This is a genomic window from Agromyces aureus (genome assembly GCF_001660485.1).
Taxonomy (GTDB): domain Bacteria; phylum Actinomycetota; class Actinomycetes; order Actinomycetales; family Microbacteriaceae; genus Agromyces; species Agromyces aureus.
This window is the reverse complement of the sequence record NZ_CP013979.1, coordinates 2,634,970-2,660,337: the sequence shown is the minus strand read 5'-3', so window position 1 is coordinate 2,660,337 and position 25,368 is coordinate 2,634,970. Positions and strand designations below refer to the sequence as shown.

The following is a 25,368-nucleotide window of genomic DNA, read 5'->3' as shown; positions in this document are numbered from 1 at the left end:
AGGGCGCCCACGTCACGGCCCGCACAGCTCGAAGACGTACGCGGAGTCGCCCGGCGTCGTGAGGTCGCGGTCTCGGAGCACGATCGAGGCCGGGGCATCCGGTTCACTGCAGCGCTCGGCGAACGGGCGGGGGAGTGCATCGGTGTACTCGATCGCGATCACGTGCTCGCCGTACACGGCGGTGTACGCGCCGCATTCGTCATAGGCGAGGCACTCCTCGACGACGGCGAAGTCGAATCCCGCATCGGCGTGCAGCCGTTCGGTCGCTTCGGCCGAGTTCTTCTGCCCGGCGGCCAGGCCGTGTTCGTGGGCCACCGCCACGAGCGCCTCGGCGAGTGCGAGGTTGTCCTCGAGCGACAGGGCACCGCCCGACCTCGTGAACGAGTCGAGGTTGTCGAACTCGACCCCGTCGAATCCCGCGTCGGCGCATCCGGCGATCCACGGCCCCACGATGTCGGCGATGCCGGCCCGCTGCTCGGCGGTCGACGTGTCGAGCAGCGCTTCGTCGGGCCAGTCGGGGTCGACCACATCGGCGCCGTCGCGCGCGAGCACGAGCGCATCGGGCCACGCGTCGCGCTCGCCTGGCTGGGTCTGGAACCCGTTGACGTAGCAGATCGAGTACCGGCCGTCGGCGGGCGTGCTCGTGCGGTCGCGTGCGACGATGCCGATCGCCGGGTCGGGCTCGTACGCCCCGCCCAGCTGGTAGTCGGGTGCGGCTCCGACCGGTGGCAACGCAACGGCGTCAGTCGCGGAGGAGCGACCTGGATTCGCGGTGCAGCCCGTCGTGAGCGCGATCAGCGCGGCGAGCGCGCACCCGGCGAGCATCCGATATCCGTTCGGCCGGATGCCTCGGGCGGGCCACCGGCTGCGGCGGGCCGCATGGTCGTCGCGCAGGCTCATCGCGTCCCATGCTGTCACGCCCCGAGCACCGAGGCGGCGACGTGGCGGGGCGGGCGCGGCGCGGCATCCGCTCGACGGGCAGCTCGACGACGGGCAGGTCGACGACGCGACGGGGCGTTGAAGCGCAGCACGCCGCACACGATGACGCCCATCGCCGCGACCAGCCCGATCGTGAGGCCTTCGCCGAGCAACGCCACCGCGAGCAGCGCGGCAGCCACCGGGCTCAGGGCGCCGGCCGTCGAGGCGATGCCGCTACCGAGCACCCGCACCGCGTGCGCATACGCGATCGTCGAGACGACGCCCGTGCCGAGGCCCTGCAGCACCGCGAAGAGCACGACGTCTCCTGCGCCGGCCGTTCCCGCCAACAGGTGGGAGGGCATCGTGCCGGAGACGCCCAGCGCCACGGCCGCGAGTGCCGCGGGGGCGCAGACGACGAGCACCGTCGAGGTGAGGCTCAGCGAGCTGCGCTTCAGGCCGACCGTGTAGACGGCCCACACGAATCCCGCGGTGAGCAGCACGCCGATCCCGACCGGCGGCACCGTCGCGCTCGTCATGACCGCCGCGACGGCCACGCCGACGACGATCAGGGCGACGGATGTCAGCTGCCGCGCCGGAACCCGCGCCCGACCGCCCGCGACCGCAAGGACCGTGACGAAGAGCGGCACCGTCCCCGGGATGATGAGCCCCACGAGGGCGGCGGGCGCGAGCTGGGCCCCGAGCGCGGAGACGAGGAAGTGCGGCAGCCCGCCGACGAGGAGCAGGAGCACGGTCGCGGGTCGCTCCGCCCGTACTTCGCGGACGGCGCGCGGCAGCCAGGGCGCGAGCACCGCCACCGGAATGGCGAACCGCAGCATGCTGAGGTCGACCGTCGTCAGCGACGACCCTCCGACGGCGCGCAGCGTGAGCGCGAACGACGCCCAGAGCAGCACGACGATCGACATGGCCACGACCCCGATGATGAGGCCGCGTCGTGCTGGAATCTCGCGCATGCCGCAACGATAGGAAATCCCGAGCCGCAGCCGATTGCCGATCGTGCCACGCGGCAGGTTGGATTTGGCAGAATATGCCAATGCGAAGCCTCGACGCCATCGATCGCCACATCCTGCTCGAACTGCAGCAGGACGGCCGACTCACGAACCAGGAACTCGCCGACCGAGTGGGACTGTCGCCGTCGCCGTGCCTCCGCCGCGTACGGGCGCTGCAGGACGAGGGGATCATCACCGGGTACACGGCGGAGATCGCCGCCGGCGCGGTCGGACTCGCGATCACCGCGTTCGTGCGACTGCGGCTCTCGTCGCACGCGACCGGCGTGGTCGACTCGGTCGAGGCCCGGCTCCGAGACATCCCCGAAGTGGTTGAGGCCTACCTGCTCGCGGGTGACGACGACTACCTCGCGAAGGTGGCCGTGGCCTCGTTCAGCGAGTACGAGGAGCTGATGCGAACGCAGCTCCGCGCCATCCCCTCGATCGCGGGCATCACGACCACGTTCGCGTTCGGCGTCACGAAGCCGCGCTCGCCGCTGCCGCTCGGCTGAGACGCAGGGGTTCTACGGCGCAGGGGTTCGACAGCGCAGACGTTCGACCACCGGCATCCGTCATTCGCCGTTCCGTCCGCGTCGAACCAATCAGTGGAGGACCCAGGATTCGCACCTGGCGAGGCGCCTCAAGTGCGCGTCCCCCGTGCAGGCCAAACTAGCGGGTGAATCGCGATCGGGGCAAGAGGACGCGCTCGCCGAGGCATCGGCCACCGGGCGACTCACACGTGCAGGGTCGTCGCGCGCTGCGACCTGAGCCGTTGCGCATCGAGCTGCTCGTCGAACTCGGCACGCCAGTCCTCGCTCACGGCGATGCCCTGTCGATGGGCCTCCTCGGTCGAGAGCTCGACGGGGAAGCCGAACGTGTCCGAGAGCAGGAACAGCTCCGTGCCGGTGACGCCCGTCGCACGGTACGCCTTGAGCTGCTTCAGCCCCTTCCGGAGGGTGCGGCGGAACGCCTGCTCCTCCTTGGCGAGCACGCGCAGCACGTACTCCGCATGTTCGGCCACTTCGGGATAGTGCGCCTCGTAGATCCTCCCGATGGTCGGAACGACCTCGGCGAAGAAGTTCTCCTCGAGTCCGAGGTCGAACGCGAACCGGATCGCGCGGCGGACCAGCCGCCGCATGACATAGCCCTGCGCCTTGTTGCTCGGCTGCACGCCGTCGACGGCCAGGAACACGGCTCCTCTGAGGTGGTCGGCGACGACGCGCATCGCCCGCGTCTCGTCGTCGTAGGAACGGCCCGAGAGCTCCTGCAGCCGTTCGATGATCGGCCAGAGCAGGTTGATGCGGAACACGTCGGGGCTGTCCATCGCCGCGGCCGCGATGCGGGCCAGGCCGCCGCCGTAGTCGACATTGCGGCGGGGCAGCTCCTCGAAGCCGGTCTCCGTCTTCCGGTACTCCATGAACACCGAGTTGCCGAGTTCGATGAATCGGCCGCAGTCGCAGTTCTGGTGGCAGTGCTCGCCGTAGGAGGTGTCGTGCTCGACGTCGGGGAACAGGTAGAAGATCTCGCTGTCGGGCCCGCCCGGCTCGCCGACGGGCATGTCGTCGGCCGAGCCGCCGCGGCACCACCAGTTCTTCTTGCCGTAGAACGCGATACGCGCGCCGTCGGTGCCGACCGCGGCCGCGTGCTCCTCGGTGCCCGCGTCGAACGTGCCCGTCGAGACGCCGGCCGCCATGAACAGACCGGTCCAGATCCCGGCCGCCTCGTCGTCCTTGGGGATGCCGTGGGCAGGGTCGCCGCTGAAGCACGAGACGTAGATGCGGTCGGGGTCGAGGCCGACCCGCTCCGTCAGGAAGGTCCAGATCTGGGGGATCTGCTCCTCCTTGAAGTAGTCGCCGAGGCTCCAGTTGCCGAGCATCTCGAAGAAGGTCGTGTGGCGGTTGTCGCCGACCTCCTCGATGTCCTGCACCCTGAGGCAGGTCTGGCTGTCGGCCAGCCGGCTGCCGGCCGGATGCTCCTCGCCGAGCAGGTACGGGAGCAGCGGTTGCATCCCACTGCCCGTGAACAGCGTGGTGGGGTCGTCGCGTGGGATCAGCGGCGAACGCGGGATGATCACGTGGCCGCGTTCGGCCATGAAGTCGAGGAACGCCTGTCGGATCTCGTCTGCGGTCACCCGCCCATTCGACCGCAGACGAGTGCCCGCCGTCCAGCGACGCGCCGCAACGGCGACGCAGCGGCGACGCAGGCGCGACGCAGGCCCTGGTGCCGGCTCGATGCTGCGAGCCTGCTGGGTGAAGTCGTCGACCCCTACCGGCCAGGCGTTCTCGGCTATATCGTCGAGTATCGTTCACGCTCGAGGGAAGAGGTCGTCATGACTGGTTCGTTCTCATCCGGATTCGGCTCGTCAGGTGGATTCGGCGTCGGCGCCGAGAGCATCTGGCAGGCCATGGAGCAGTTGCGCTCCACCTTCGAGAAGCGCGCCGGCAGCAGCCGTGCGGGGCGCGGCGACGTGCGCGCCGCGGTGCTGGCGCTGCTCGCCGAGCAGTCGATGCACGGCTACCAGATCATCCACGAGATCGAGCTGCGCAGCGGCGGCACGTGGAAGCCGAGCGCGGGCTCGGTCTACCCGACGCTGCAGCTGCTCGCCGACGAGGGGCTCATCAGCGCCGAGGAGTCCAACGGCCGCAAGACGTACTCGCTCACCGACGACGGTCGCGCAGCGGTCGCCGACGCGGCCGGGCCCGACCCGTGGAGCCCGCAGTCGGCCGACGCCACCGGTTCCGCCGCGCTGCCGAAGGCGGGCTTCGAACTCGCACAGGCCGCGGCGCAGGTCGGACGGACGGGCACGCCCGAGCAGGTGCAGCAGGCGGTGGCCGCGCTCGACGAGGCGCGTCGCCGCCTCTACTCGATCCTCGCCCAGGACTGACGGGGGTGGCATCCGTTCGTCGGGATCGAGACGAGTCGATGCCCGGCGCAGGCAGCACCCGCGCGCGGTACCGCCGCATCCTGCGGTTCGCCGGCTGGAACCTCTCCGTCACGTGGTGGTACGAGCTGTTCCTCCCGCGCATCGGGCTCGCGAGACTCGCCGAGCGGTCCAGGTCGAAGCGGATGCAGCGCTTCGCACGGCGTTTCCACGCGCTCGCGGTCGACCTCGGCGGCCTCATGATCAAGGTCGGCCAGTTCATGTCGTCGCGGCTCGACGTGCTGCCGCCCGAGATCACCGCCGAACTCGCCGGCCTGCAGGACGAAGTGCCCGCCGTGCCCTTCGACGCCATCCGCGCGCTCGCCGAGGCCGAACTCGGCATGCCGCTCGCGCGGGCGTTCGCGTCGGTCGACGAGGTGCCGATCGCCGCGGCCTCCCTCGGGCAGGCGCACCGCGCGCGACTGGGCCCCGTCGATGCGGCCGAGACGGGCCTCGACAGCGTCGTCGTCAAGGTGCAGCGCCCCGGCATCGACGAGATCGTCGCCGTCGACCTGGCGGCGCTCCGCAAGGTCGCCGGCTGGCTCAGCCATGTGCGACTCGTCTCCGACCGCGTGAACACGCACGCCCTCGTCGAGGAGTTCGCCCAGACGAGCCTCGAAGAGATCGACTACGTGCACGAGGCCGTCAACGCCGAGCGCTTCGCGGCCGACTTCGCCGACGACGACCGGGTCGGCGTGCCGACCGTCGTGTGGGAGCGCTCGACCAGGCGCGTGCTCACGCTCGAAGACGTCACGGCCGTCAAGATCACGGATGCCGCCGCGCTCGTCGAAGCGGGCATCGATCCGGCCGAGGTCGCGCCCGTGTTCGCGGCCGTCATGTTCGACCAGCTCTTCACGAACGGCTTCTTCCACGCCGACCCGCACCCCGGCAACATCTTCGTGACGCCGCTCGAGCGCAGCGGGTCCGAAGCGGATGCCTCGACCGCCCGTCCGTGGAAGCTCACCTTCATCGACTTCGGCATGATGGGCGAGGTTCCCGCGGGCACGCGCAGCGGCCTGCGCAAGCTGCTGATCGCGGCGGCGTCGCGCGACGGCAAGGGCCTCATCGACGCGGTGCGCGATGTCGGCGTGCTGCTGCCGTCGGCCGACACGGGTGAGCTCGAGCGTGCGATGACCCAGCTCTTCGCCCGGTTCGGGGGCATGGGGTTCGCCGAGCTGCGCGAGGTCGATCCTCGCGAGTTCCGGGAGTTCGCCGAGCAGTTCGGCGAGGTCGTGCGTTCGCTGCCGTTCCAGCTGCCCGAGCACTTCCTGCTCATCATCAGGGCGATGTCGTTGACCTCGGGGGTCTGCAGCGCGCTGAACCCCGAGTTCAACCTGTGGGACTCGATCGAGCCGTACGCGACGAAGCTGATCCGTGACGAGCGCGGCAACGTGGTGCAGGATGTCGCGCAGCAGGCGCTCGAGGTCGCCGGCCTCGCCTGGCGGCTGCCGAAGCGGCTCGATGCCGTGATCACGCGGGTCGAGCAGGGCGACCTCGCGGTCGTGAGTCCGTCGCTCGAACGGCGCATCGTGCGGCTCGAGCGTTCGAGCCGGCGGACCGTGGCGGCGATCCTGTTCAGCGGTCTCCTCGTCGCGGGCGCAGTGCTCAGGGTCGGTCGGCGGAACCCGCCTGCGACCGCGCACCGGCGAGCGTCCGTTCGCGCAGGCCGCCCGGCGCTGCGTGGTCGACGTTCGTCAGCCGGGTGACGTAGCGGCAGGCCTGCCGACCCGGCGGGCCGAGATCGGCAACGACGGGGAATTGCGCCGTCGGCCATTGCGTCGAGGGGCTGTCTCAGGCGATGCTGGTCCCGCGGTGCACGTGGTGTCGCAGGGGGAGTGGCATGCGGGTTCGCCGAGTGGTCGCGGTCGTCGCGGCATCCGTCATCGCCGTGGTCGGCGCGCTCGTCGCCGTCGAGCTGGTCCGGGTGGCGGGCGACGCCGCCGAGCAGCCGGGGCTCGCCGACTTCTACGAGCAGCCCGCCGACGCGGCGGACGGCGCACCGGGAACCCTCGTGCGGAGCGAACCGCTCGAGGGCGTGCCCGCGGCATCCGAGGCCTGGCGCATCATGTACCGCTCGACCGACCTGAACGGCGACCCGATCGTCGTGACCGGTATCGTCGTGACCCCGCTCGGGCCTGCGCCCGACGGCGGCCGCACGGTGCTCGCGTGGGGGCACCCGACGACCGGCACTGACCCCTCGTGCGCGCCGTCGCGCGGCTTCGACCCCTTCATCGGCATCGAGGGCCTGCGACTCATGCTCGACCGCGGATACACCGTCGTGGCGACCGACTACGCCGGCATGGGAACCGAGGGGCCGGACTCGTACCTCGTGGCCCAGACGGCCTCGCGGAGCGTGCTCGACGCCGTGCGTGCGGCGCAGGAGCTCGAGCCGACCGAGACGAGCGACCGCGTGGTGCTCTGGGGGCACTCGCAGGGCGGGCAGGCCGTGCTCTTCGCCGCAGAACAGGCTCCCTCCTACGCACCGGAGCTGACGGTCGCCGGGGTCGCGGCTGCAGCACCCGCCGCCGACCTCACCGCGCTCATGGGTTCGCACCTCGACGACATCTCGGGCGTGACGATCGGGTCGTACGCGTTCCCGGCCTTCGCCTCGGTGTACGGGCCGACGGTCCCCGGCGCCGAACTCGACGAGATCCTGACGCCCGCGGCCGTTGCCGCATCGCCGGAGATGAACCGGCTGTGCCTGCTGACCAACCTCGATCGGCTGCACGAGATCGGGCAGCCCCTCATCGGCGACTTCTTCGCGCACGACCCCACCACGACCGAACCATGGGCGACCCTGCTCGCCGAGAACTCGGCCGGCCAGCGCGCCGTGGAGGCGCCGGTCTACATCGCCCAGGGCGCCGACGACCACCTGGTGCTGCCCGCAGACACCGAGAAGTTCGTCGACCAGATCCGCAGTCTCGGCGACGACGTGACCTACGAGGTCGTGCCGCTCGCCACGCACAGCACGATCGCCTACCTGGCACTGCCGACGCTCGAGGGCTGGCTCGACTCGCTCGACTGAGCCGATCGATCCGGCGCGGTCGGCCGACCCGGTCGACCGCCTCGCACGACCGGCCCCTCGTGACGGCCCCTCGTGACGGCCCCTCCACACGGGCCTCACGCCGACCCGCGACATCCGGCACACTGTGTGCATGTCAGCGTTGACCACCATCGGCCTTCCCGTGGCCCTGGGCATCATCATGTTCGGTCTCGGGCTCAGTCTGACTCTCGGCGACTTCGCCAGGGTCCTGAAGCAGCCGAAGGCGGTGATCATCGCGCTGCTCTGCCAGCTCATCCTGCTGCCGGCGATCTGCTTCGGTCTGGTGCTGGCGTTCCAGCTGCCGCCCGTGCTCGCCGTGGGCATGATGATGCTCGCGGCCTCGCCCGGCGGCACGACCGCGAACCTGTACAGCCACCTGTTCCGCGGCGACGTGGCCCTGAACATCTCGCTGACCGCCGTGAACTCGGTGCTGGCGGTCTTCACGCTGCCGATCATCACGAACCTCGCGATCCTGTACTTCAACCCGTTCGACGACCAGCTCGGCCTGCAGTGGTCGAAGACGCTCGAGGTGTTCGCGATCGTGCTGCTGCCCGTCGCGCTCGGCATGCTCGTGCGTCGCTTCGCTGCGACGTTCGCCGACGCCATGGACAAGCCCGTGCGCATCGCCTCGGTCGTGATCCTCGTGGTCGTCATCGCCGGAGCGGTGGCCTCCAACTGGGCGTTGCTCCTCGCGAACTTCGCGCAGCTCGCGCTCATCACCGTCGTGTTCTGCCTGATCAGTCTCACGATCGGCTACCTCGTGCCGCGGTGGCTGCGCGTCGGCAAGCGGCAGGCGATCGCCGCGTCCTTCGAGATCGGCATCCACAACGCGACCCTCGCGATCGTGATCGCCCAGACCGTGCTGCTCTCGACGGAGTTGAGCCTGCCCGCCGCGGTCTACGGCGTGCTGATGTTCTTCATCGCGTTCGGGTTCGGCTTCCTGATCCGCGATCGGGCGGATGCCGCAGCCACCGCCGCCGGCGACGCCGCCGAGCAGCCGGCGACCGTCTGAGCACCGCGGGCGGGCGCGACGCGTGCCCGCCCGCGTGGCGCGCCTCTACCGCCGCAGGTCGCACGCCGATAGGTTGAGCGCCAGACGGCACTGCGAGCGCGTGCCCCCGATCGAAAGGGCTCGACATGGGAATGTTCGCCACCGTGTGGGATTGGATCTGGTTCAGCTTCTGGGTCTTCGCCTACGTCGCCTACCTCTTCGCGTTGATCTACATCGTGATCGACATCTTCCGGTCGCACGACATCAACGGGTGGATGAAGGCGCTGTGGATCGTCCTGCTGGTGTTCCTGCCGTTCCTCACCGGCATCGTCTACCTCATCGTGCGCGGGCAGGGCATGGCCGAGCGCACGGCGGGCACTCGACCCGAGATCGTCGAGTACTCCGACGAGGAGGTGCGCAAGGTCTCCTTCGCGAATCCGGCCGAGGAGATCACGAAGGCGCAGGCGCTGCGCGATCAGGGCGTGATCACCGACGGCGAGTTCGAGGCGATCAAGGCCAAGGCGCTCGGCAGCAAGTTCTGAACCCTGAGCGGATGCCGCGCCTCGAGCTCGTCGACCAGGCACCCGGTGCCGGGTGCCGACCGCGGAGTAGCCTCGGCACATGAACCCGTCAACCGGCGTCGGCCGTGCCCCCATCGCGGGGCGCGAGCCGGCGCCGTTCGACGTCCGAGGGTTCGCGCGCACGGCGCATGGGAGCCTGCGCGACGAACTCGACCTCGTCGCGATCGCCGACGGCGGCATGGCGACTGAGGCGCGTCGCGCGATCGCCGTGCTCGCCGACCTCGAGGGCGCCACCATGACCCACCTGCGCAACGTACTCGTGACGGCGACGCACAAGGATGCCCGGGTGACCGCGTTCCTCGTGTCGTGGGCGTACGAGAAGTACTGGATCGCCGATGCGCTGCGCCAGATCGTGGGAGACGCCGGCGAGGGCGAACGCCGTGAGTCCGACGCCGCGACGACCGGTCGCGGGCCTATTCGCCGTGCGGTGGCCGGCTTCGTGCAGGGCTTCGACGTGATCGGCGCGCATCTCGCGCTCGGCTACGTCGACGACCTCGTGCTCGACCTCGCCTATGCGCGGCTCGCAGCGACGGAGAACCCGGCCCTCGGAGAGGCGGTCGCCCGGATCCGGGCGATCAAGTCGAGGCACACCGAGTTCTTCGAGGGTGAGACGAGGCTGCGCCTCACGGCGTCGCCACGGGCCGCGCGTCTCGCGCGCCGCGAGATCCGGCGTTCGCCGTGGCCGCTCGGCGGAGGCGCCGTCGGCCCGGCCGACCGCAAGGCCTTCGCGCGGTTCGCGGCAGCCGACGGTGCGGTCCTCGGCTCGCTCGCCCGCGGCATCCGCTCGATCCCGGGTGTCGACGACCGCACCGCCGCCGCCGTGGTGCGACGGATGGGCGGCTGAGAGGGGAAGCCATGGCCTTCGACATCGACCGGTACAGCGCGACGTCCGTCGGGGTGAACTGGAGCGATCTCGATCTCGAGGTGTTCCGCCGCGACCCGCTGCCCGAGTCGTCGCTGCGCACCCTGCGGTACATGGCCGACGTCGAGTACCACACCGTCTGCTACACGAGGGACCTGCTCACGACGCCGTCGCATCGCGAGGCCGACATGAGCGCGTTCATGACGATGTGGAACCGCGAGGAGTTCTGGCACGGCGAGGCGCTCGCCGCCGTGCTGGCCGTGCACGACATCACGGTCGACTACGACGCGCTGAAGGCCAACCGCATGAAGCTCGGCTGGAAGGACCGACTCGACCCGATCAAGCAGTCGGTGCTCGGCGGTCTCGTCGGGCAGGACTTCGTCGCCGTGCACATGTCTTGGGGTGCGGCGAACGAGTGGTCGGCGATCACCGCGTACCAGCGCATGGCCGAACTCGAGGAGCATCCCATGCTCGCCGAACTCCTGCGCCGGATCGCGAAGCAGGAGGCCAGGCACGTCGCGTTCTACACCTCGCAGGCGCGCGAACGCCTCGCCGCGAGCACCAAGGCGCAGAAGATCACGCGGTTCGCGCTCAGCCGGTTCTGGGCGCCCGTCGGCTCGAGCATCTCGAGCGAGGACGACGTCCGCCACGTCATGTCCCACCTCATGAGCGGCCAGGAGGGCGCGCGTGCAGCCCGCAAGGTCGACGACAGCATCAGCGCGATGCCGGGGCTCGGCGGTCTCACGATCGTGCAGGACGCGCTCGAGCGGCTCGGCGTCAGCTGACGAGCGCCGCGATGATCGTGCCGATCGCGGTCAGCGCGATGATCGCGACCAGCCCGTAGCGACGCAGCTGCACCGACAGCAGCGCGACCGACACGGGCCGTCGTCGCCGACGGCGTCGTGGGGGAGTGGACTCGGACATCACACCTGCGGCGACTCGTCGTGGAGCACGTGGAACCGGCGGTCGCGGTACACGAGCGACGGAGCGCGCTCGCCGAGGTGCACGTCGAGCACTTCGGCCACGACGAGCGACGAGCCGCCGACGGGCAGCGTGTGCGCGATGCGCGCGCGCAGGGCCACGGGCGCGCTGACGAGCCACGGCTCGCCGGTGGGCAGCGACGACCAGCCCTGCTCTGGCGTGAAGCGGGCTGCCCCCGAGCGGGCGAAGGCCCGCGCGACCTCGACCTGGTCGGCGGCGAGCAGGTGCACGACGACCGATTCGGCGGCGAGCAGGCCTCCGGCCGAACCCGTGGCGCGCGTGACCGAGAACGAGAGTGCGGCCGGCTCCGCGGCGACCGACGCGACGCTCGAGGCGGTGAGGCCCACGGGTCCGTCGGGGGTCATCGCCGTGATCAGGGCGACCCCGGCCGGATGGTCGCGGAACGCGGCCTTGAACGCCTCGGCGGTCGCGTCGAGCATCGTCGGCGCCGCGGCGTCCGTCGGCAGGATGCCGGACACGGCATCGGCGTCGGCGAGGGGGATCTGATCGGGCGCGGCCATGTGATCAAGCCTACGTTCGCGAACCTGTGCCGCGGCACCACGCGCGTCAGGCCCGCGCCCGCCGGCTGACGCGGGAACGGCGGATGCCCCGCCGAACCGGGGTTCGACGGGGCATCCGTTGGGATCATGCGCTACGCGACGGTCTCGGCGTCGCGCTTGGGCAGCTTCCACCCGGGGCGCACGAAGTGGCACGTGTAGCCGTTGGGGTACTTCTCGAGGTAGTCCTGGTGCTCGGGCTCGGCCTCCCAGAACGGAGCGGCCTCCTCGATCGTCGTGACGACCTTCGCGGGCCACAGGCCGGAGGCGTCGACGTCGGCGATCGTGTCGAGCGCCACCTCCTGCTGCTCGAGGCTCTGCGGGAAGATCGCGGACCGGTAGCTCGTGCCGATGTCGTTGCCCTGACGGTTCAGGGTCGACGGGTCGTGCACCTGGAAGAAGAACTCCAGCAGGTCGCGGTAGCTCGTCTGCGAGGGGTCGAAGACGATCTCGAGCGCCTCCGCGTGACCCGGGTGGTTGCGGTACGTGGGCTCGGCGTTGCTGCCGCCCGTGTAGCCGACGCGCGTCGACACGACGCCGGGGCGCTTGCGGATCAGGTCTTCCATGCCCCAGAAGCATCCGCCCGCGAGGATGGCGGTCTCGGTCGGGTTCGTCATGATGCGTCCTCCTTCTGGGATGCGGCGGGTGCGGCATCCGTTGTCGTGAACAGGCTGCGGAAGTCGCCGTAGCCCTGCTCCTCGAGCTCGGCGACCGGCACGAAGCGCAGTGCGGCAGAGTTCATGCAGTACCTCAGGCCGCCCTCGGCCGCGGGGCCGTCGTCGAACACGTGCCCGAGGTGGCTGTCGGCACCCGATGAGCGTACCTCCACGCGCTTCATCCAGAGGGTGCGGTCGACATGCTCGGTCACGGCGGTGGCGTCGAGCGGCTTCGTGAAGCTCGGCCAGCCCGACCGGCTGTCGTACTTGTCGGTCGAGGAGAAGAGTGGCTGCCCCGACACGACGTCGACGTAGATGCCTGCGTCGTGGTTGTCCCAGTACTCGTTGCGGAACGCCGGCTCGGTGCCGTCGCCCTGCGTGACGCTGCGCTGGAGGGGTGTGAGGCGGGCGATCGCCTCGGGAGTGCTGCGGTAGTCGTTCGACATTCGGTCCTCCTTCATGGGGCGCCGCTGGCTGCGGCACCCGCTGGGTCGCTGGTCGCCAGACGATGCGCGACACCAGAGAAAACCATCTGGAGGGTTCGCCTGTTCCGGATGTCGCGCCTGCACGCTGTGACTTCGCTGTGAGCGGTGCGGGGCCGGTGCTGCTGCGTGACGCGTGCGGCGCAGGTGGGCGCGCGGTCGGCGGTCCGTGACAGGCCGAGCGCGGTGCGCCAGACTTTCCCCAGTGCTGCGGGCCGGATGCCGAGTCCGGGCGCGGCTGCGGAGGGAGGGCCTGTGGAACTGCTCGTCGTGGCCGTGCTCGGACTGCTCGGCATCGCCGCCGCGACCGCCTTCGGGCCGCGACTCGGCGTCGCGTCGCCGCTGCTGCTCGTGATCGTCGGCATCTTCGCGAGCCTGCTGCCGTTCGTGCCCGACGTCGAGATCGACCCCGAGCTCATCCTCGCGGGCGTGCTGCCGCCGCTGCTCTACTCGGCGTCCGTGTCGATGCCCACCATGGAGTTCCGCCGCGAGTTCAGTGCGATCGGCGGATTGTCGGTCGGGCTCGTCGTCGTGAGCTCGATCGTGCTCGGCATCGTGTTCGCCCTGATCATCCCCGGGCTCGGCCTCGCGGCCGGCATCGCGCTCGGCGCGATCGTCAGTCCGACCGACGCCGTCGCGACGTCCATCGTGAAGCGCATCGGCGTGAGTCCGCGCATCGTGACCGTGCTCGAGGGGGAGAGCCTGCTGAACGACGCGACCGCGCTCGTGCTGCTGCGGTCGGCGATCGTCGCGACCGCGGCATCCGTCACCTTCTGGGAGGTGGTGGGGGACTTCGTGTTCGCCGTCGTCGTGGCGATCGTGATCGGCTACCTCGTGGGCAAGGCGAACCTCTGGGTGCGCGAACGCGTGACCGACCCGACGGTCAATACGGTCATCTCGTTCACGGTGCCGTTCCTCGCGGCGGTGCCGTCCGAGGCGCTCGGCGCATCCGGGCTCGTCGCGGCCGTCGTCGCGGGCCTGGTCACGGGTCGTGGCGCACTGCAGCGGCTCTCGCCGCAGCACCGCGCCTCGGACACGCAGGCGTGGCGCACGGTGGAGCTCGTGCTCGAGGGAGCCGTGTTCCTGCTCATGGGCCTCGAGATGTCGGCCATCGTGGCCGATGTGCAGGGCGGCCGTGCCGGCATCGTGGCCGGACTCGTCGTCGCCGGGGTGGCGCTCGCCGCGGTACTGCTCGTGCGCGCCGCCTACGTGTTCCCGACGCTCGGCCTGCAGCGGCGACGTGCTCGCCGCGGCGCGGAGATGCGGGGCCACCTGGCGAACATGCAGGACCGGCTCGACCACACCGACCCAGACGCCCCGGTGCGGCTCGACCGCATGGGCGGATCGTACGCCGGCGAACCCGGGACCGAGCGGGCGGTGTCGAAGGCCCGCCTGGCGGGATTCCGCATGCGGATCCGCCGCAAGGTCGCCGACATCGACTACTTCACGGCTGAGCCGCTCGGCTGGCGCGAGGGCACGGTCATCGTCTGGGCCGGCATGCGCGGCGCCGTGACGCTCGCAGCCGCGCAGACCCTGCCACCTGACACGCCGGAACGTTCGCTGCTGGTGTTCGTCGCGTTCGTCGTCGCCGCGGCCTCGCTCATCGTGCAGGGCGGCACGCTGCCGATGCTCGTGCGCTGGGTGAAGCCGGCGAAGCTCGACCGCGCCGCGGTCGAGGCGGATCGCGACGAGCTCGACGACCTCCTGCGCGGTATCGCCCGCCGCGTGACCGCCGACGCGGCCGCCGAGGCGAAGGCCGCAGGGGAAGTTCCGGGCGACGCGGTTCGAGCGCGGACCGCCGGCGGATTCGCGTTGCGCATGCGGGTGATCGACGAGCAACGCGCGGCGCTCTCGGCGCAGCGGGACGACGGCGGATTCAGTTCGACCGCGCTCACCGAGGCCCTCGCAGCCCTGGACGCCGTGCAGATCAGCCTCGAATTGCGCCGCCCATCAGGTGATGTTTCCAAAACGTGATCAATGAGAATCCGTCAATACCTCAGATGACATTCACAGGAACAACTGAGGGGTTGTACAGAACCTGTCGGCAGACTGGCGACTTCGCCCGGCCGCCCCCGCGTCCGTGGAACGCCAAGCAAGGTTCGAAGCGCCCCGTCGCGTCGTGCCGCCCAGGTGAAAGACATGCAGAACCAGACTCCTTCCCCCATCACGACCGAGGCCCTGGCGGCTGAGACCGACGCCCCCCAGATGACCCCCGAGATCGAGACGACCCGACGAGATCGCCGCGATGGCGCCTTCCGCCGGTATCGCACCCCGATCCTGACCGCCGGCGCGATCATCGCGGTCGGCGCCCTCGTCGGCACCGGCTACGCCGTCCAGAGCGAGAGCACGGCCAAGGCGCAGCGCGTCGCCGACACCGCAGCGCTCGCGCTCGCCCACGAGCGCGACTCGCGGCAGGGGCTCGAGGTCGATCACGGCGCCGTGCTCGACGTCCGTGCCGAGAAGCAGGCGAAGGACACCCTCACCGCCGCCGGTGCGACCCTCGCCTCCGCGGCGGGCAAGACCGACGCGTCGGCCCTCGCGACGAGCGTCGCCGCCCTCGACTCCTACGCGCTCCTCAGCCCGAGCAAGGTGTTCCAGCTCGTCGGCACCACGAAGCAGCAGGCCGACCAGGTGACCGCCGCGGTCGCCGAGGTCGACCGCATCGCCGCCGAGCAGGCCGCAGCTGCTGCCGCCGCCGCCGCCGCGAAGGCCGCCGCCGAAGCAGCCGCGGCCGCCGCGGCGAAGAGCCCGTCGGGCTCCACCGGCGGCGCGGCACCGAGCGCGCCCGTCAACCCGAGCGAGGCCCAGGCCATCGCCCGCGACATGATGGCGGCCCGCTACGGTTGGGGCGAGGACCAGTTCGGCTGCCTCGTGGCCCTCTGGAGCCGCGAGTCGGGCTGGCGAGTCAACGCCTCCAACCCGAGCGGCGCCTACGGCATCCCGCAGGCCCTCCCCGGCAGCAAGATGTCCTCGGCCGGTGCCGACTGGGCCACGAACCCCGCGACCCAGATCTCCTGGGGTCTCGGCTACATCGCCGGCCGCTACGGCAACGCGTGCGGCGCCTACAACACGGCGCTCTCGCAGGGCTGGTACTGACCCCCGACCACCCGACGGTGATCGCCTCGATGGCGCCCGGGCTCCGGCCCGGGCGCCATCGCCGTCCCCGATGCGATGGGCACGCCGTCGCCGACGAGGGCGAATCGCGACTCGATCCGGTCGCATCTGAGTGTTCGCGACGCGGGGGCTGGCACTCCGCGCGCGCCGCGTCAAGCGCCTGCACGCGGCATCCGGACTCGATAGCCTGACCGGATGACTGGGGAGATCGCAGAACCCGAACGGCTCCCGGAGCAGACCGGCTTCATGGCGCGCGTGCGCGCCGTGATCGACTGGGCGATGGCGCTGAGGGCGGTGCGCGCCTTCCTGCTCTACCAGCGCTACCACGGCGCCGTGCTCGCCGACAGCGTCACCTACCGCACGCTCTTCTCGGTGTTCGCCGGCGTCTTCCTGGGGTTCGCGATCGCGGGCGTCTGGCTCGCCGGCAACCCGCAGGCGATCAACGCGCTCGTCGCCACCGTGCAGCAGGCGATCCCGGGGCTCGTCGGCGAGGGCGCCCTCATCGACCCCGACGACCTCGTGCAACCCGTCACGCTGAGCATCGCCGGGGCGATCGCGCTCGTCGGACTCGTGACCGCGGCGATCGGCGCGATCGGGTCGATGCGCGTGGCCATGCGGAGGATCGGCGGGCAACCCGATCCGCAGGCGTTCTTCCTGTGGACACTGCTGCGCGATCTGCTGCTCGCCATCGGGTTCGGCGCGACGTTCGCGATCGCCGCCGCCGTCACGTTCCTCAGCACGGCGGCGCTGGACGTGCTGTTCGGCTGGCTCGGACTCTCGCAGAGCGAAGACGGCTACGCCTTCCTCACCGGGGCGCTCGGCGTGCTCGTGATCTTCGCGATCGACACGCTCGCGGTCGCCGGCATGTTCGTCATGCTCTCCGGCATCCGACCGGGGGCGCGCGCGCTCTGGATCGGCGCGCTGCTCGGCGGCGTCGGACTCACGGTCCTGCAGCAGCTCTCCAGCCTCTTCATCGGCGGCGCGACCTCGAACCCCCTGCTGGCATCGTTCGGCTCCCTGATCGCGCTGCTGCTGTGGCTGAACCTCTCGGCCCAGGTGATCCTGATCGCGTCGGCCCACATCGTCACGGCCGTCGAGGACGGCCGCCTGCGCGAGTCGGAACTCGAGCATCGCGAGGTGCTCGAACGCGTTCGCACCCGCGAGCGGGTCGCGAAGGGCGGGCCCTCCGATGGACTGCCCGCGCGACGGCGCACCCCGACGGTCCTGCGCATCGTGCGCAGCATGGTCGCTCCGCTGACGCGGACCCGCGTGTTCCGTGCCGTCGCTCCGAAGCTGCTGCCGCCGATCGAGTCGACGCTCGGGCGGCTGACCGGAGGGCGCGTGCAGCTCAGCGCCCTCCTGGTGCCCTCGCTCGTGCTGCACACCGTCGGCGCCAAGTCCGGCGAGGCGCGGGACACCCCGCTCATGTACACGCCCGACGGCCACGGGCGTGCGATCGTCGCGGGTACGACCTTCGCGATGGCGCACCATCCCGGCTGGACCTACAACCTCATGCGAGTGCCGGATGCCGCGATCACCGTCCGCGGACGCGAACTGCCCGTGCACGCCACCCTCATCGACGACGACCTCGAGCGCGAGGCGGCTTGGGCGACGATCCAGGCGCAGTGGCCGGGGTATCGGGCGTACGAGCGCGACTCCGGCCGCGTGGTGCGGTTGTTCAGGCTGCAGCCCGTGCTCAGCGCTCCGCCGTACGATTGACGCATGACCGCACGACGCGACAGCGAACCCATCTACAGCACGGCGATCGTCGTGGGTCGCGGCCTGTTCGGGGCGCTGGGCGTCAAGCGCAACGTCACCGGGGTCGAGCACGTGCCGACGACCGGCGGCGCGGTGCTCGCCATGACGCATTTCGGCTACCTCGAGTTCGCGCTCGTCGAGTGGGCGACCTGGCTCGCGAATCGTCGTCGCATTCGCTTCATGGCGAAGCAGAGCGTGTTCGACAAGCCCGTCGTCGGGGCGCTCATGCGCGGCATGCGGCACATCTCGGTCGACATGAAGGCGGGCGCCGCAGCATATGCGAAGGCCGTCGAGGCGCTTCGCAGCGGCGAACTGCTCGGCGTGTTCCCCGAGGCCGGGGTGAGCGCGTCGTTCACGGTCCGCGATCTCAAGACCGGCGCGGCGCGGCTCGCGGCCGAGGCAGGCGTGCCGATCATCCCCGTCGCCGTGTGGGGCGGCCACCGCCTGCTCACGAAGCGCCACAAGGTCGGGTTCTTCGAACGGTTCGGGGTCCCCGTGAGCTTCGCGTTCGGGGCGCCGATCACGGTCGGCATCGCCGACGACGCCCACGTCGCCACCGAGCAGCTCAAGACGCGACTGCAGGAGCTCGTCGATCGGGTGCAGCGCGAGTACCCCGTCGACGGCACCGGGCAGTGGTGGCAGCCGAGGCACCTCGGCGGCACCGCTCCGACGCCCGAAGAGGCTGCGGCGGCGGATGCCGAGCGCGAGCGCGCACGCGAGGCGCGCCGCACCGAGACGCCGTAGGCCCCGGCACCTCGTCGCTCTCGCACCGCGTCGGCATCCTGTCTGCGGCGTGTCTGCGGCGTGGAGTAGCGTCGCTGGCATGGCAGGCGACGCAGCACAGCTCATCGTTCCGGGCCCCGAGGGCGAGCGTCAGGTGCGCGTGTCGTCACCCTCGCGCGTGCTCTGGCCCGAGGTCGGCATCACCAAGCTCGAACTCGCCGAGTACCTCGTCGCGGTCGGAGTGCCGTTCATCGAGGCGAACGGCGGGCGGCCGGTGTCGTTGCAGCGATTCCCCGAGGGCGTCGACGGCGAGCAGTTCTTCTCGAAGAACCCGCCGCGGGGCGCCCCCGAGTGGCTGCGATCGGTGACCGTGACCTACCCGAGCGGCCGGCGCCATCCGCAGGTCGTGCTCGACGAACCCGCCGGCGCCGTCTGGGCGGCGCAGATGAACACGATCGTGTTCCATCCGTGGGCGTCGCGCGCCGAGAACACCGACAACCCGGATCAGTTGCGCATCGACCTCGATCCGCAACCCGGCACGGGATTCGCCGAAGCGGTGCCGATCGCGCTCGCCCTGCGCGACCTGCTCGGCGAGGTCGGGCTCACCGGGTTCGTCAAGAGCTCGGGCAGCCGCGGCATCCACGTGTTCGCGCCCATCGAGCCCGAGCACGAGTTCCTCGACGTGCGCCACGCCGTGATCGCCCTCGGGCGCGAGCTGGAGCGGCGCATGCCCGATCTCGTGACCACGAACTGGTGGAAGGAGGAGCGCGGCGACCGCATCTTCATCGACTACAACCAGGCGAATCGCGACCGCACGATGGCGGGCGCCTACAGCCCGAGGCCGTTGCCGCAGGCGACCGTCTCCTGCCCGCTCGAGTGGAGCGAACTCGAGACGACCGACCCGACGACCCTCACGATCCGCACGGTGCCGACTCGTCTCGCCGAGGTCGGCGACCCGTGGGCGGGCATGCACGACGAGCCGGGGCGACTCGACACCCTGCTCGAGTGGTGGCGGCGCGACCTCGACGACGGACTCGGTGAGCTGCCGTTCCCGCCCGACTTCCCGAAGATGCCGGGCGAGCCGACGCGCGTGCAGCCGAGCCGGGCGAAGCGCGACGACTGAGCGTCGGGCGTTCGCTCCCGAGGCGCCGACGAAGCGGGCCCCGCGCACCGCTCATCGCGACTCCCGCGCAGGCGGCGGCCCGGCGAGCTCGACCGCCTCGTCGTAGGTCGGCACCGAGCCCGACGCCGTTCCCGTTCCGAGCACGCGTGCCACGGCGTCGTCCATGGCGCCGAGCGCCGCCCGGAACAGGAGCGACCCGGTGCTGATCCTGGCCACGCCGGCCGCGGCGAGCCGGTCGAACGCGACGTCGGCCTGCGGGAGCACATTGAGCGGGGCAGCGATCCGAGCGGCGAGCCGGGCGATGAGGTCGATCGGCATCGGACCGGGCACGAAGATCCCGCTCGCGCCCGCCTGCAGGTAGCGCGTTGCGCGCGCCACGGCGACCGCCTCGCGTTCTGGCGCCGAGCCGCCGTCCCCGATCCAGAAGGCGTCGGTGCGGGCGTTCAGGAAGAGCCCGGGAGCGGCGGCGGCGATCGCCGCGACCTTCGCCGCCGCGAGGTCGAGGTCCACGAGTTCGCCGGCCGCGGTCGAGTCCTCGAGATTGACGCCGAGCACCCTAAGCTCGCCGAGCCGACGTGCGTAGGCGCCGACCTCGTGCGGGTCGTCCGAGAATCCTGACTCGATGTCGACGCTGACCCCGATGCCGGCGCCGGTGAGGCGTTCGGCGAGGCGCATGGTCTCGTCGGCCGTCTCGCCCATGCCGTCGTGCAGCCCGTTCGCGAGCGCCACGCCGAGACTCGTCGTGCCGATCGCGTCGTGGCCGCGTGAGGCGAGCCATCTGGCGGATGCCGCGTCCCACGCGTTCGGCAGCAGCAGCGGCGCGCCCGGCCGGTGACGATCGGCGAACTCGGCCGGCGTGATCATCGCAGCGAACCGTCGTGAGACGTGCGGGCGTGATCCGACGCGGCATCGGACGCTCGTGCGCGTCCACGCTCCCGGAGCACGCCGACGACGGCGGCCGAGATCGCGAAAGCGTGCGCCGGCGCAGGGCACGCGCGGTCGCCGGCGCCGAATGCGAGCGGGGGAGTCGACTCCGTGCCGCCGGCATGCGCCGCCTCGAGTTCGGTGAGCGGCAGGAGCAGGACCTCGCCGTCTGGGCGGATGCGGCGTGTCGCCGGCACCGGCGGCGTGCGGTGCAGCGTTCGGAGGAGCGCCGCACTCGTTCCGAGCGACGGCTCGTCGTGCACGGCGCGGAGCGCGCCCTCGATGAGCGCGGCGGTCGCGAGATGAGCCTGCACGAGCAGCTGCACGTCGAGCGACGACGTGGAGGTGGTCGTGGTCGTGATCGCCGCCACCGGCGCGGCGGCGAGCAGGCGGGCGGCGGCGGCATCGGCGGCGTCCGACGCCTCGCCGGTCGGATAGGCGGCCGCGACGGCCGCCACGAGCCGGGGGAGGGCCGGCGGGTCGGCGAAGCCGAGCTGCGCGGCCAGGCACTCGACCGGCACCGTCCGGGCGATGACGTGCGAGGGTGTGCTCCCCGCTCGGCGGGTCAGCGCCGCAGCGGTCTCCGCGAGTGCCGACACATCGAGGGCTGCGAGCCGCTCCTCGATCCATCGCCGGCGCAGGTCGTGCCGCTCGCCGTTCACGAACCGGGAGCTCGCGGAACGGAACCGTTCGTTCGCCCGTTCGGATGCGGCATCCGCTTCGGGAACGAGCAGGTCGGGGTCGCCGAGCATGCGGCGCACCTCGGCGGGTTCGGTGATCGTGATCGGCATGCTTCGACGCTATGCCCGGAACGCTTCGCCGCGCGGCGAACCGTCGTCGGCGTACGCTGGCGACGTGAACGGCGACGCAGACCTCTCCCACCCCGCCAGGCTCATGGGCGAGCCGGCGCGGGCGGCGATGCTCGTCGCCCTCCTCGACGGCGGTGCCCGCCCGGCGAGCGAGCTCGCGGCCATCGCCGGGGTGCGCCCGCCGACCGCGAGCGCGCATCTCGCGCAGCTCGTCGAGGGCGGACTGCTCGTGGATCGTCGCCTCGGCCGCCACCGTTACTTCTCGCTCGCCGATGCGAGCGTCGCCGATGCCGTCGAGGCGCTCCAGCGCATCGCACCGCGCCAGCGCGTGACCTCGCTCCGCCAGTCGTCGACCGCGCTGCGGCTGGCCGAGCTGCGGTCCTGCTACGACCACCTCGCCGGCCGCGTCGCGCTCGTCGTCGCCGACGCGCTCGTCGAGGAGGGGTCGATCGCTCCGCTCGTGGCCGGCGACGTCGGCGAGATCACCGGCGAAGGGCGCGCCGCGCAGCTCATCGGGCTCCGTCACGAGACCGGCTCGGGCCGACGCCCGGCCGTGCGTGGGTGCCTCGACTGGACCGAGCGCCGGCCGCACATCGCGGGCGCTCTCGGCGCCGACATCCGGAGCGCCTTCCTCGAGCGCGGCTGGGCGATCGGCCTGGCACACGATCGATCGCTCAAGCTGACCGACGCCGGCCGGGACGTGCTCGCCGCCCTCGCCTGAGTCCGTCGACGTCGCCTGCTCCCCGCTGTGCTCGCTCGGCTCAGATGGCGATCGGTCGACGGCTCGAGGGCCGCTCGCCGTGCAGCTCGCGGTGCAGTCGCTCCATGCGCGCATCGAGCTCGGAGGCCGTGTGCGCGGCATCCGTCAGGTCGTCGACCAGCGCCGACGGAACCTGGCCGTCGTACTTGTAGTAGATCTTGTGCTCGAGGCTCGCCCAGAAGTCCATGGCGATCGTGCGCACCTGCACCTCGACGGGCACGAGGTGCGTGCCCGTCGAGAGGAAGACGGGCACCTCGACGATGAGGTGCAGGCTCTGGTAGCCGTTCTCCTTCGGCGCCGCGATGTAGTCCTTCTTCTTCAGCACGCGGATGTCGCCCTGCGCGGTGAGCAGTTCGGCGACCCGGTACACGTCGGAGACGAAGCTGCAGGTCACGCGCACGCCGGCGATGTCGGTGATCGTCTCGCGGATCGAGTCGAAGGTGGGGTCGATGCCCTTGCGCTCGAGCTTCTCGATGACGCTGTCGAGGCTCTTCAGGCGGCTCGAGATGTGCTCGATCGGGTTGTACGCATGCGTCTGCCCGAACTCCTCGCGAAGGATGGAGAGTTTCGTGATCACCTCGTCCATGCCGAACTTGTAGCGCAGCATGAAGCGCTCGGTCTCATCGCGGAGCGTGCGCATCTCTTCGAGCGTGCTGCCGTCGATCGCCTCGATCGCGCGCTGAGCCCGCTCGGTGAGGCCTCGGCCGCCGGCGTCGCGGTCGGCGGTGGGTTCGATCGCAGTCACGTGTTCCACCGTACGAGGCGAACCTCTGCATTCCCTTTGACCGAGGCCGGTGGTCGAAGGCCGGTGGCAGCGCGGCCGATGACCTAGGCTTCGGGCATGCCGACCTGGACCACCGTCGCCGAGGGCGTGCACCAGCGCCGCGGTGGACCGTTCGATCTGTCCGTCGTGGTCGTCGAAGGCGCCGACGGGCTGCTCGTGGTCGACGCGGGCGGCGATCCCGTCGAGGGTGCCGAGATCCTCGACGATGTGCGCTCGCGTTTCGACCGGCCGGTGCTGGGGCTCGTGAACACGCACGCCCACTTCGACCACACGTTCGGCAACCAGGCGTTCAGGACCGGCGTTCCGGATGTCGCGATCCACGGTCATGCGCTCATCGCGGCGCATTTCGCGCGGTACGAGGGGCCACGACTCGCCGCGTGGCGCATCGACCCGTCGCGCGAGCCGGCCAGGGCGTGGGCCGACGTCGAACTCATGCCGCCGACGCATCCGCTCGATGAACCCGTCGACCTGGATCTCGGCGCGCGCATCGTGCGGCTCCTGCCGCAGTCGCCGGCCCACAGCGACACCGATCTGGTGCTGTTCGTACCCGATGCGAGGGTGTGGGTGCTCGGCGACCTCGTCGAGGAGTCGGGGCCGCCCATGTACGGTTCCGGCTCCTACCCGTTGACCTGGCCCGACGTGCTCGACGAGCTCGTCGCCGGCATGCAGGACGGCGATCTCGTGATCCCCGGGCACGGGGCGGTCGTCGACCGGGCCTTCGTCGCACGGCAGTCCGGCGAGCTGCGGGTGATCGCCGAGCGACTCGCCGCCGCGCACGCGCTGGGCGTGCCGACCGACGGCGTGCTGGCGGCGCATGCCGAGTGGCCGTTCCCGGCCGACGGGCTCGTCGGCGCCGTGGAGCGCGCCTACCTCGCGCTCGATGGTCGTCCCCTCCACGAGGGCGGTGCGGGCGACGCGTGAGCGGTCGGCCGGTGCGGCGCCGATTCAGTCGAGCGCGTCGACGTAGTACCAGCGACCCTGCTCTCGCACGAAGGTGCTGACCTCCTGCTGGACGCCGCGCTCGCCAGCGTGCCGGTAGTGCGCGGCGAACTCGACGACTCCGTCGCGATCGAGCGGTCCGCCCTGCTCGGTGCGCAGGATGTCCAGTCGCGTCCACCTGAGGTCGCGATCGAGGTCGAGCGCAGGTGGTCGCGTCGACGGATGCCAGGTCGCGAGCAGGTACTCGACGTCGCCGATCGCGAACGCCGTGAACCGCGAGCGCATGAGCTGCGCGGCAGTCGGCGCGGGCTCGCCGCCGACGATCCGCCGCCCGCAGCACTCGCCGAATGCGAGTCCGCTCGTGCAGGGACAGCGGTTGCCCGAAGCGGGGAACTCAGGGGATTCGGAGGTTTGCGCCATCCCCCCAGTATTCCGGGGGCGAGTCGGGGTGCGGTCATGGACCGCACAGCGAGAAATGAGGATCCGTACAGAAAGCACCGGCAGAGTTTGTGCCTTGTGCCCGAGCTCGGCGGGCGCGTCCCCCGATTCCCCCGATTCCCGAGCGCTCAGGATTCATGCGCCCCTTCTCGAATGCAGCCTCAGAACGCTCGAATACCACCCCCGAACTCCATGACACAAGGCGCGGCAACCGCACGCGCCGCGTGAACCGTCAGCGTCTAATCGCGGTCGGTGCGGTCGCCGCCCTCGGGCTGGTCGTCGGCACCGGCTTCGCCGTGCAGGACGCCGTGAAGACGCAGGAGCGCATCGACGCGACCGCACAGCTCACGCAGGCGACCGGTCTGAGCCGTGACGGCCTCGGCGTCTACAGCGGCATCGCCGCCGCCAAGGCCGCCTCGCAGGCGAAGGACACCATCACGCTGGCCAACGCGACGCTCGCCGCCGCCGACGGCAAGGTGGACGCCTCGGGCCTGCAGGCCTCCGTCGCCTCGCTCAGCGACTACCAGGTCATCCCGACCGAGGCCATCGTCGGCCTCACGAAGCAGACCAGGGCCGAAGCGGCGAAGACCGCCGCCGCGACCAAGGCCTATGACGAGCAGCAGCGGATCGCCGCCGAGACGGCCGCCGCCGAGGCCGCCCAGGCGCTCGCGAACGCGAACACGCCCGACGGCGCCCGTGCGACCGCTCGCTCGCTCGCCGCGTCGATGTACGGCTGGGGCGACGACCAGTTCCAGTGCCTCAACAAGCTGTGGACCAAGGAATCCCAGTGGTCGTACACGGCGTACAACGGCTCGAGCGGCGCCACCGGCATCCCGCAGTCGCTGCCCGGAAGCAAGATGGCCACGGCCGGCGCCGACTGGGAGACGAACGCCGCCACGCAGATCAAGTGGGGCCTCGGCTACATCGCCGGCTCGTACGGTTCGCCCTGCAGCGCATGGTCGCACTCGCAGTCGGTCGACTGGTACTGATCCGGCCCTGAC

26 protein-coding genes are annotated in these 25,368 nt (G+C 71.1%); 16 read left to right on the top strand and 10 right to left on the bottom strand.

Features of this window, described 5'->3' with window-relative positions:
* Positions 1 to 12: 12 nt before the first annotated feature.
* Complete coding sequence (locus ATC03_RS11875) at positions 13 to 825, bottom strand: endo alpha-1,4 polygalactosaminidase (protein ID WP_067877271.1); 813 nt, start codon at positions 823 to 825, stop codon at positions 13 to 15.
* A gap of 89 nt (positions 826 to 914) precedes the next feature.
* Positions 915 to 1,889, bottom strand: coding sequence for a DMT family transporter (locus tag ATC03_RS11870; protein WP_067877268.1), 975 nt, complete (start codon positions 1,887 to 1,889; stop codon positions 915 to 917).
* 80 nt (positions 1,890 to 1,969) lie between these two features.
* On the opposite strand from ATC03_RS11870, the gene ATC03_RS11865 reads away from it, so the two are divergent.
* Positions 1,970 to 2,434 carry an Lrp/AsnC family transcriptional regulator gene (locus ATC03_RS11865; protein WP_067877263.1) on the top strand — a complete coding sequence of 155 codons (465 nt, stop codon included), beginning with the start codon at positions 1,970 to 1,972 and terminating at the stop codon, positions 2,432 to 2,434.
* A gap of 221 nt (positions 2,435 to 2,655) precedes the next feature.
* Here the strand turns inward: ATC03_RS11865 and ATC03_RS11860 are convergent, their stop codons facing one another.
* On the bottom strand, positions 2,656 to 4,053 hold the full coding sequence (locus tag ATC03_RS11860; RefSeq protein WP_067877261.1) for an alanine--tRNA ligase-related protein: 1,398 nt from the start codon (positions 4,051 to 4,053) through the stop codon (positions 2,656 to 2,658).
* A 198-nt stretch (positions 4,054 to 4,251) separates the two neighbouring features.
* On the opposite strand from ATC03_RS11860, the gene ATC03_RS11855 reads away from it, so the two are divergent.
* From ATC03_RS11855 to ATC03_RS11825, 7 genes are all read left to right on the top strand, one after another.
* Positions 4,252 to 4,806, top strand: a complete 555-nt coding sequence (locus tag ATC03_RS11855; protein ID WP_067877258.1) for a PadR family transcriptional regulator — start codon at positions 4,252 to 4,254, stop codon at positions 4,804 to 4,806.
* 38 nt (positions 4,807 to 4,844) lie between these two features.
* Positions 4,845 to 6,548 carry an ABC1 kinase family protein gene (locus ATC03_RS11850; RefSeq protein WP_084003452.1) on the top strand — a complete coding sequence of 568 codons (1,704 nt, stop codon included), beginning with the start codon at positions 4,845 to 4,847 and terminating at the stop codon, positions 6,546 to 6,548.
* Positions 6,549 to 6,682: 134 nt separating this feature from the next.
* Positions 6,683 to 7,867, top strand: coding sequence for an alpha/beta fold hydrolase (locus ATC03_RS11845; RefSeq protein WP_067877254.1), 1,185 nt, complete (start codon positions 6,683 to 6,685; stop codon positions 7,865 to 7,867).
* Between the two features lie 130 nt (positions 7,868 to 7,997).
* The gene (locus tag ATC03_RS11840) at positions 7,998 to 8,897 is read left to right on the top strand and encodes a bile acid:sodium symporter family protein (protein ID WP_067877251.1); all 900 of its coding nucleotides are present in this window, start codon (positions 7,998 to 8,000) and stop codon (positions 8,895 to 8,897) included.
* Between the two features lie 125 nt (positions 8,898 to 9,022).
* Positions 9,023 to 9,418 carry an SHOCT domain-containing protein gene (locus ATC03_RS11835; RefSeq protein WP_067877247.1) on the top strand — a complete coding sequence of 132 codons (396 nt, stop codon included), beginning with the start codon at positions 9,023 to 9,025 and terminating at the stop codon, positions 9,416 to 9,418.
* 79 nt (positions 9,419 to 9,497) lie between these two features.
* Positions 9,498 to 10,301, top strand: a complete 804-nt coding sequence (locus tag ATC03_RS11830) for a hypothetical protein (protein ID WP_067877244.1) — start codon at positions 9,498 to 9,500, stop codon at positions 10,299 to 10,301.
* Between the two features lie 11 nt (positions 10,302 to 10,312).
* Positions 10,313 to 11,104 carry a ferritin family protein gene (locus ATC03_RS11825; RefSeq protein WP_067877241.1) on the top strand — a complete coding sequence of 264 codons (792 nt, stop codon included), beginning with the start codon at positions 10,313 to 10,315 and terminating at the stop codon, positions 11,102 to 11,104.
* Between the two features lie 138 nt (positions 11,105 to 11,242).
* Here the strand turns inward: ATC03_RS11825 and ATC03_RS11820 are convergent, their stop codons facing one another.
* From ATC03_RS11820 to msrB, 3 genes are all read right to left on the bottom strand, one after another.
* Positions 11,243 to 11,740 (bottom strand): flavin reductase family protein, encoded by a 498-nt coding sequence (locus tag ATC03_RS11820; RefSeq protein ID WP_067882028.1) that lies wholly within the window; start codon positions 11,738 to 11,740, stop codon positions 11,243 to 11,245.
* 212 nt (positions 11,741 to 11,952) lie between these two features.
* On the bottom strand, positions 11,953 to 12,474 hold the full coding sequence (msrA, locus tag ATC03_RS11815; RefSeq protein WP_067877238.1) for a peptide-methionine (S)-S-oxide reductase MsrA: 522 nt from the start codon (positions 12,472 to 12,474) through the stop codon (positions 11,953 to 11,955).
* Complete coding sequence (gene msrB / locus ATC03_RS11810; RefSeq protein WP_067877235.1) at positions 12,471 to 12,959, bottom strand: peptide-methionine (R)-S-oxide reductase MsrB; 489 nt, start codon at positions 12,957 to 12,959, stop codon at positions 12,471 to 12,473. Before msrB ends, msrA begins: the two co-directional genes overlap by 4 nt.
* Positions 12,960 to 13,250: 291 nt before the next feature.
* Here msrB and ATC03_RS11805 point away from each other — a divergent pair, with 291 nt between their 5' ends.
* The 5 genes from ATC03_RS11805 to ligD all read left to right on the top strand — a co-directional run bounded on the left by ATC03_RS11805 (position 13,251) and on the right by ligD (position 19,713).
* Positions 13,251 to 14,969, top strand: a complete 1,719-nt coding sequence (locus tag ATC03_RS11805) for a cation:proton antiporter (RefSeq protein WP_067877232.1) — start codon at positions 13,251 to 13,253, stop codon at positions 14,967 to 14,969.
* Between the two features lie 165 nt (positions 14,970 to 15,134).
* Complete coding sequence (locus ATC03_RS20820; RefSeq protein ID WP_179947875.1) at positions 15,135 to 16,091, top strand: aggregation-promoting factor C-terminal-like domain-containing protein; 957 nt, start codon at positions 15,135 to 15,137, stop codon at positions 16,089 to 16,091.
* Positions 16,092 to 16,304: 213 nt separating this feature from the next.
* Positions 16,305 to 17,828 (top strand): YhjD/YihY/BrkB family envelope integrity protein, encoded by a 1,524-nt coding sequence (locus tag ATC03_RS19790; protein WP_227820082.1) that lies wholly within the window; start codon positions 16,305 to 16,307, stop codon positions 17,826 to 17,828.
* Between the two features lie 3 nt (positions 17,829 to 17,831).
* Entirely contained in the window at positions 17,832 to 18,611 is a 780-nt protein-coding gene (locus ATC03_RS11790; RefSeq protein ID WP_067877229.1) for a lysophospholipid acyltransferase family protein, read from the top strand.
* Between the two features lie 79 nt (positions 18,612 to 18,690).
* The gene (gene ligD / locus ATC03_RS11785) at positions 18,691 to 19,713 is read left to right on the top strand and encodes a non-homologous end-joining DNA ligase (RefSeq protein WP_067877226.1); all 1,023 of its coding nucleotides are present in this window, start codon (positions 18,691 to 18,693) and stop codon (positions 19,711 to 19,713) included.
* Between the two features lie 51 nt (positions 19,714 to 19,764).
* Here ligD and ATC03_RS20605 read toward each other — a convergent pair whose 3' ends face one another.
* Together ATC03_RS20605 and ATC03_RS20600 are read right to left on the bottom strand one after the other, a co-directional pair.
* Entirely contained in the window at positions 19,765 to 20,577 is an 813-nt protein-coding gene (locus tag ATC03_RS20605) for an isocitrate lyase/PEP mutase family protein (protein WP_067877223.1), read from the bottom strand.
* Positions 20,574 to 21,428: a hypothetical protein gene (locus tag ATC03_RS20600; protein WP_067877220.1), complete on the bottom strand. Its 855-nt coding sequence runs from the start codon at positions 21,426 to 21,428 to the stop codon at positions 20,574 to 20,576. Before ATC03_RS20600 ends, ATC03_RS20605 begins: the two co-directional genes overlap by 4 nt.
* 64 nt (positions 21,429 to 21,492) lie before the next feature.
* On the opposite strand from ATC03_RS20600, the gene ATC03_RS11770 reads away from it, so the two are divergent.
* On the top strand, positions 21,493 to 22,167 hold the full coding sequence (locus ATC03_RS11770) for an ArsR/SmtB family transcription factor (protein WP_161490338.1): 675 nt from the start codon (positions 21,493 to 21,495) through the stop codon (positions 22,165 to 22,167).
* Positions 22,168 to 22,207: 40 nt separating this feature from the next.
* Here ATC03_RS11770 and ATC03_RS11765 read toward each other — a convergent pair whose 3' ends face one another.
* Positions 22,208 to 22,846 (bottom strand): GTP pyrophosphokinase, encoded by a 639-nt coding sequence (locus ATC03_RS11765; RefSeq protein WP_084003732.1) that lies wholly within the window; start codon positions 22,844 to 22,846, stop codon positions 22,208 to 22,210.
* A 201-nt stretch (positions 22,847 to 23,047) separates the two neighbouring features.
* On the opposite strand from ATC03_RS11765, the gene ATC03_RS11760 reads away from it, so the two are divergent.
* The gene (locus tag ATC03_RS11760) at positions 23,048 to 23,911 is read left to right on the top strand and encodes an MBL fold metallo-hydrolase (protein WP_067877216.1); all 864 of its coding nucleotides are present in this window, start codon (positions 23,048 to 23,050) and stop codon (positions 23,909 to 23,911) included.
* A gap of 24 nt (positions 23,912 to 23,935) precedes the next feature.
* On the opposite strand, the gene ATC03_RS11755 is transcribed toward ATC03_RS11760, so the two are convergent.
* Positions 23,936 to 24,349, bottom strand: a complete 414-nt coding sequence (locus ATC03_RS11755) for a YchJ family protein (RefSeq protein WP_067877213.1) — start codon at positions 24,347 to 24,349, stop codon at positions 23,936 to 23,938.
* Positions 24,350 to 24,591: 242 nt separating this feature from the next.
* Here ATC03_RS11755 and ATC03_RS11750 point away from each other — a divergent pair, with 242 nt between their 5' ends.
* Positions 24,592 to 25,356 (top strand): aggregation-promoting factor C-terminal-like domain-containing protein, encoded by a 765-nt coding sequence (locus ATC03_RS11750; protein ID WP_067877211.1) that lies wholly within the window; start codon positions 24,592 to 24,594, stop codon positions 25,354 to 25,356.
* Positions 25,357 to 25,368: the final 12 nt, after the last annotated feature.

Excerpts from the sequence above, each read along its gene's own strand:
- ATC03_RS19790 (WP_227820082.1), top strand. The coding sequence starts at position 16,305 with ATGACTGGGGAGATCGCAGAACCCGAACGGCTCCCGGAGCAGACCGGC.
- ATC03_RS11760 (WP_067877216.1), top strand. The coding sequence starts at position 23,048 with ATGCCGACCTGGACCACCGTCGCCGAGGGCGTGCACCAGCGCCGCGGT.
- ATC03_RS11855 (WP_067877258.1), top strand. The coding sequence starts at position 4,252 with ATGACTGGTTCGTTCTCATCCGGATTCGGCTCGTCAGGTGGATTCGGC.
- ATC03_RS11865 (WP_067877263.1), top strand. The coding sequence starts at position 1,970 with ATGCGAAGCCTCGACGCCATCGATCGCCACATCCTGCTCGAACTGCAG.
- ATC03_RS20820 (WP_179947875.1), top strand. The coding sequence starts at position 15,135 with ATGCAGAACCAGACTCCTTCCCCCATCACGACCGAGGCCCTGGCGGCT.
- ATC03_RS11875 (WP_067877271.1), bottom strand. The coding sequence starts at position 825 with ATGCTCGCCGGGTGCGCGCTCGCCGCGCTGATCGCGCTCACGACGGGC.
- msrA (WP_067877238.1), bottom strand. The coding sequence starts at position 12,474 with ATGACGAACCCGACCGAGACCGCCATCCTCGCGGGCGGATGCTTCTGG.
- ATC03_RS11755 (WP_067877213.1), bottom strand. The coding sequence starts at position 24,349 with ATGGCGCAAACCTCCGAATCCCCTGAGTTCCCCGCTTCGGGCAACCGC.
- msrB (WP_067877235.1), bottom strand. The coding sequence starts at position 12,959 with ATGTCGAACGACTACCGCAGCACTCCCGAGGCGATCGCCCGCCTCACA.
- ATC03_RS11765 (WP_084003732.1), bottom strand. The coding sequence starts at position 22,846 with ATGCGCACGCTCCGCGATGAGACCGAGCGCTTCATGCTGCGCTACAAG.
- ATC03_RS11870 (WP_067877268.1), bottom strand. The coding sequence starts at position 1,889 with ATGCGCGAGATTCCAGCACGACGCGGCCTCATCATCGGGGTCGTGGCC.
- ATC03_RS20600 (WP_067877220.1), bottom strand. The coding sequence starts at position 21,428 with ATGCCGATCACGATCACCGAACCCGCCGAGGTGCGCCGCATGCTCGGC.
- ATC03_RS11835 (WP_067877247.1), top strand. The coding sequence starts at position 9,023 with ATGGGAATGTTCGCCACCGTGTGGGATTGGATCTGGTTCAGCTTCTGG.
- ATC03_RS11850 (WP_084003452.1), top strand. The coding sequence starts at position 4,845 with ATGCCCGGCGCAGGCAGCACCCGCGCGCGGTACCGCCGCATCCTGCGG.
- ATC03_RS11790 (WP_067877229.1), top strand. The coding sequence starts at position 17,832 with ATGACCGCACGACGCGACAGCGAACCCATCTACAGCACGGCGATCGTC.
- ATC03_RS11825 (WP_067877241.1), top strand. The coding sequence starts at position 10,313 with ATGGCCTTCGACATCGACCGGTACAGCGCGACGTCCGTCGGGGTGAAC.
- ATC03_RS11820 (WP_067882028.1), bottom strand. The coding sequence starts at position 11,740 with ATGCTCGACGCGACCGCCGAGGCGTTCAAGGCCGCGTTCCGCGACCAT.
- ATC03_RS11830 (WP_067877244.1), top strand. The coding sequence starts at position 9,498 with ATGAACCCGTCAACCGGCGTCGGCCGTGCCCCCATCGCGGGGCGCGAG.
- ATC03_RS20605 (WP_067877223.1), bottom strand. The coding sequence starts at position 20,577 with ATGATCACGCCGGCCGAGTTCGCCGATCGTCACCGGCCGGGCGCGCCG.
- ATC03_RS11845 (WP_067877254.1), top strand. The coding sequence starts at position 6,683 with ATGCGGGTTCGCCGAGTGGTCGCGGTCGTCGCGGCATCCGTCATCGCC.
- ATC03_RS11840 (WP_067877251.1), top strand. The coding sequence starts at position 7,998 with ATGTCAGCGTTGACCACCATCGGCCTTCCCGTGGCCCTGGGCATCATC.
- ligD (WP_067877226.1), top strand. The coding sequence starts at position 18,691 with ATGGCAGGCGACGCAGCACAGCTCATCGTTCCGGGCCCCGAGGGCGAG.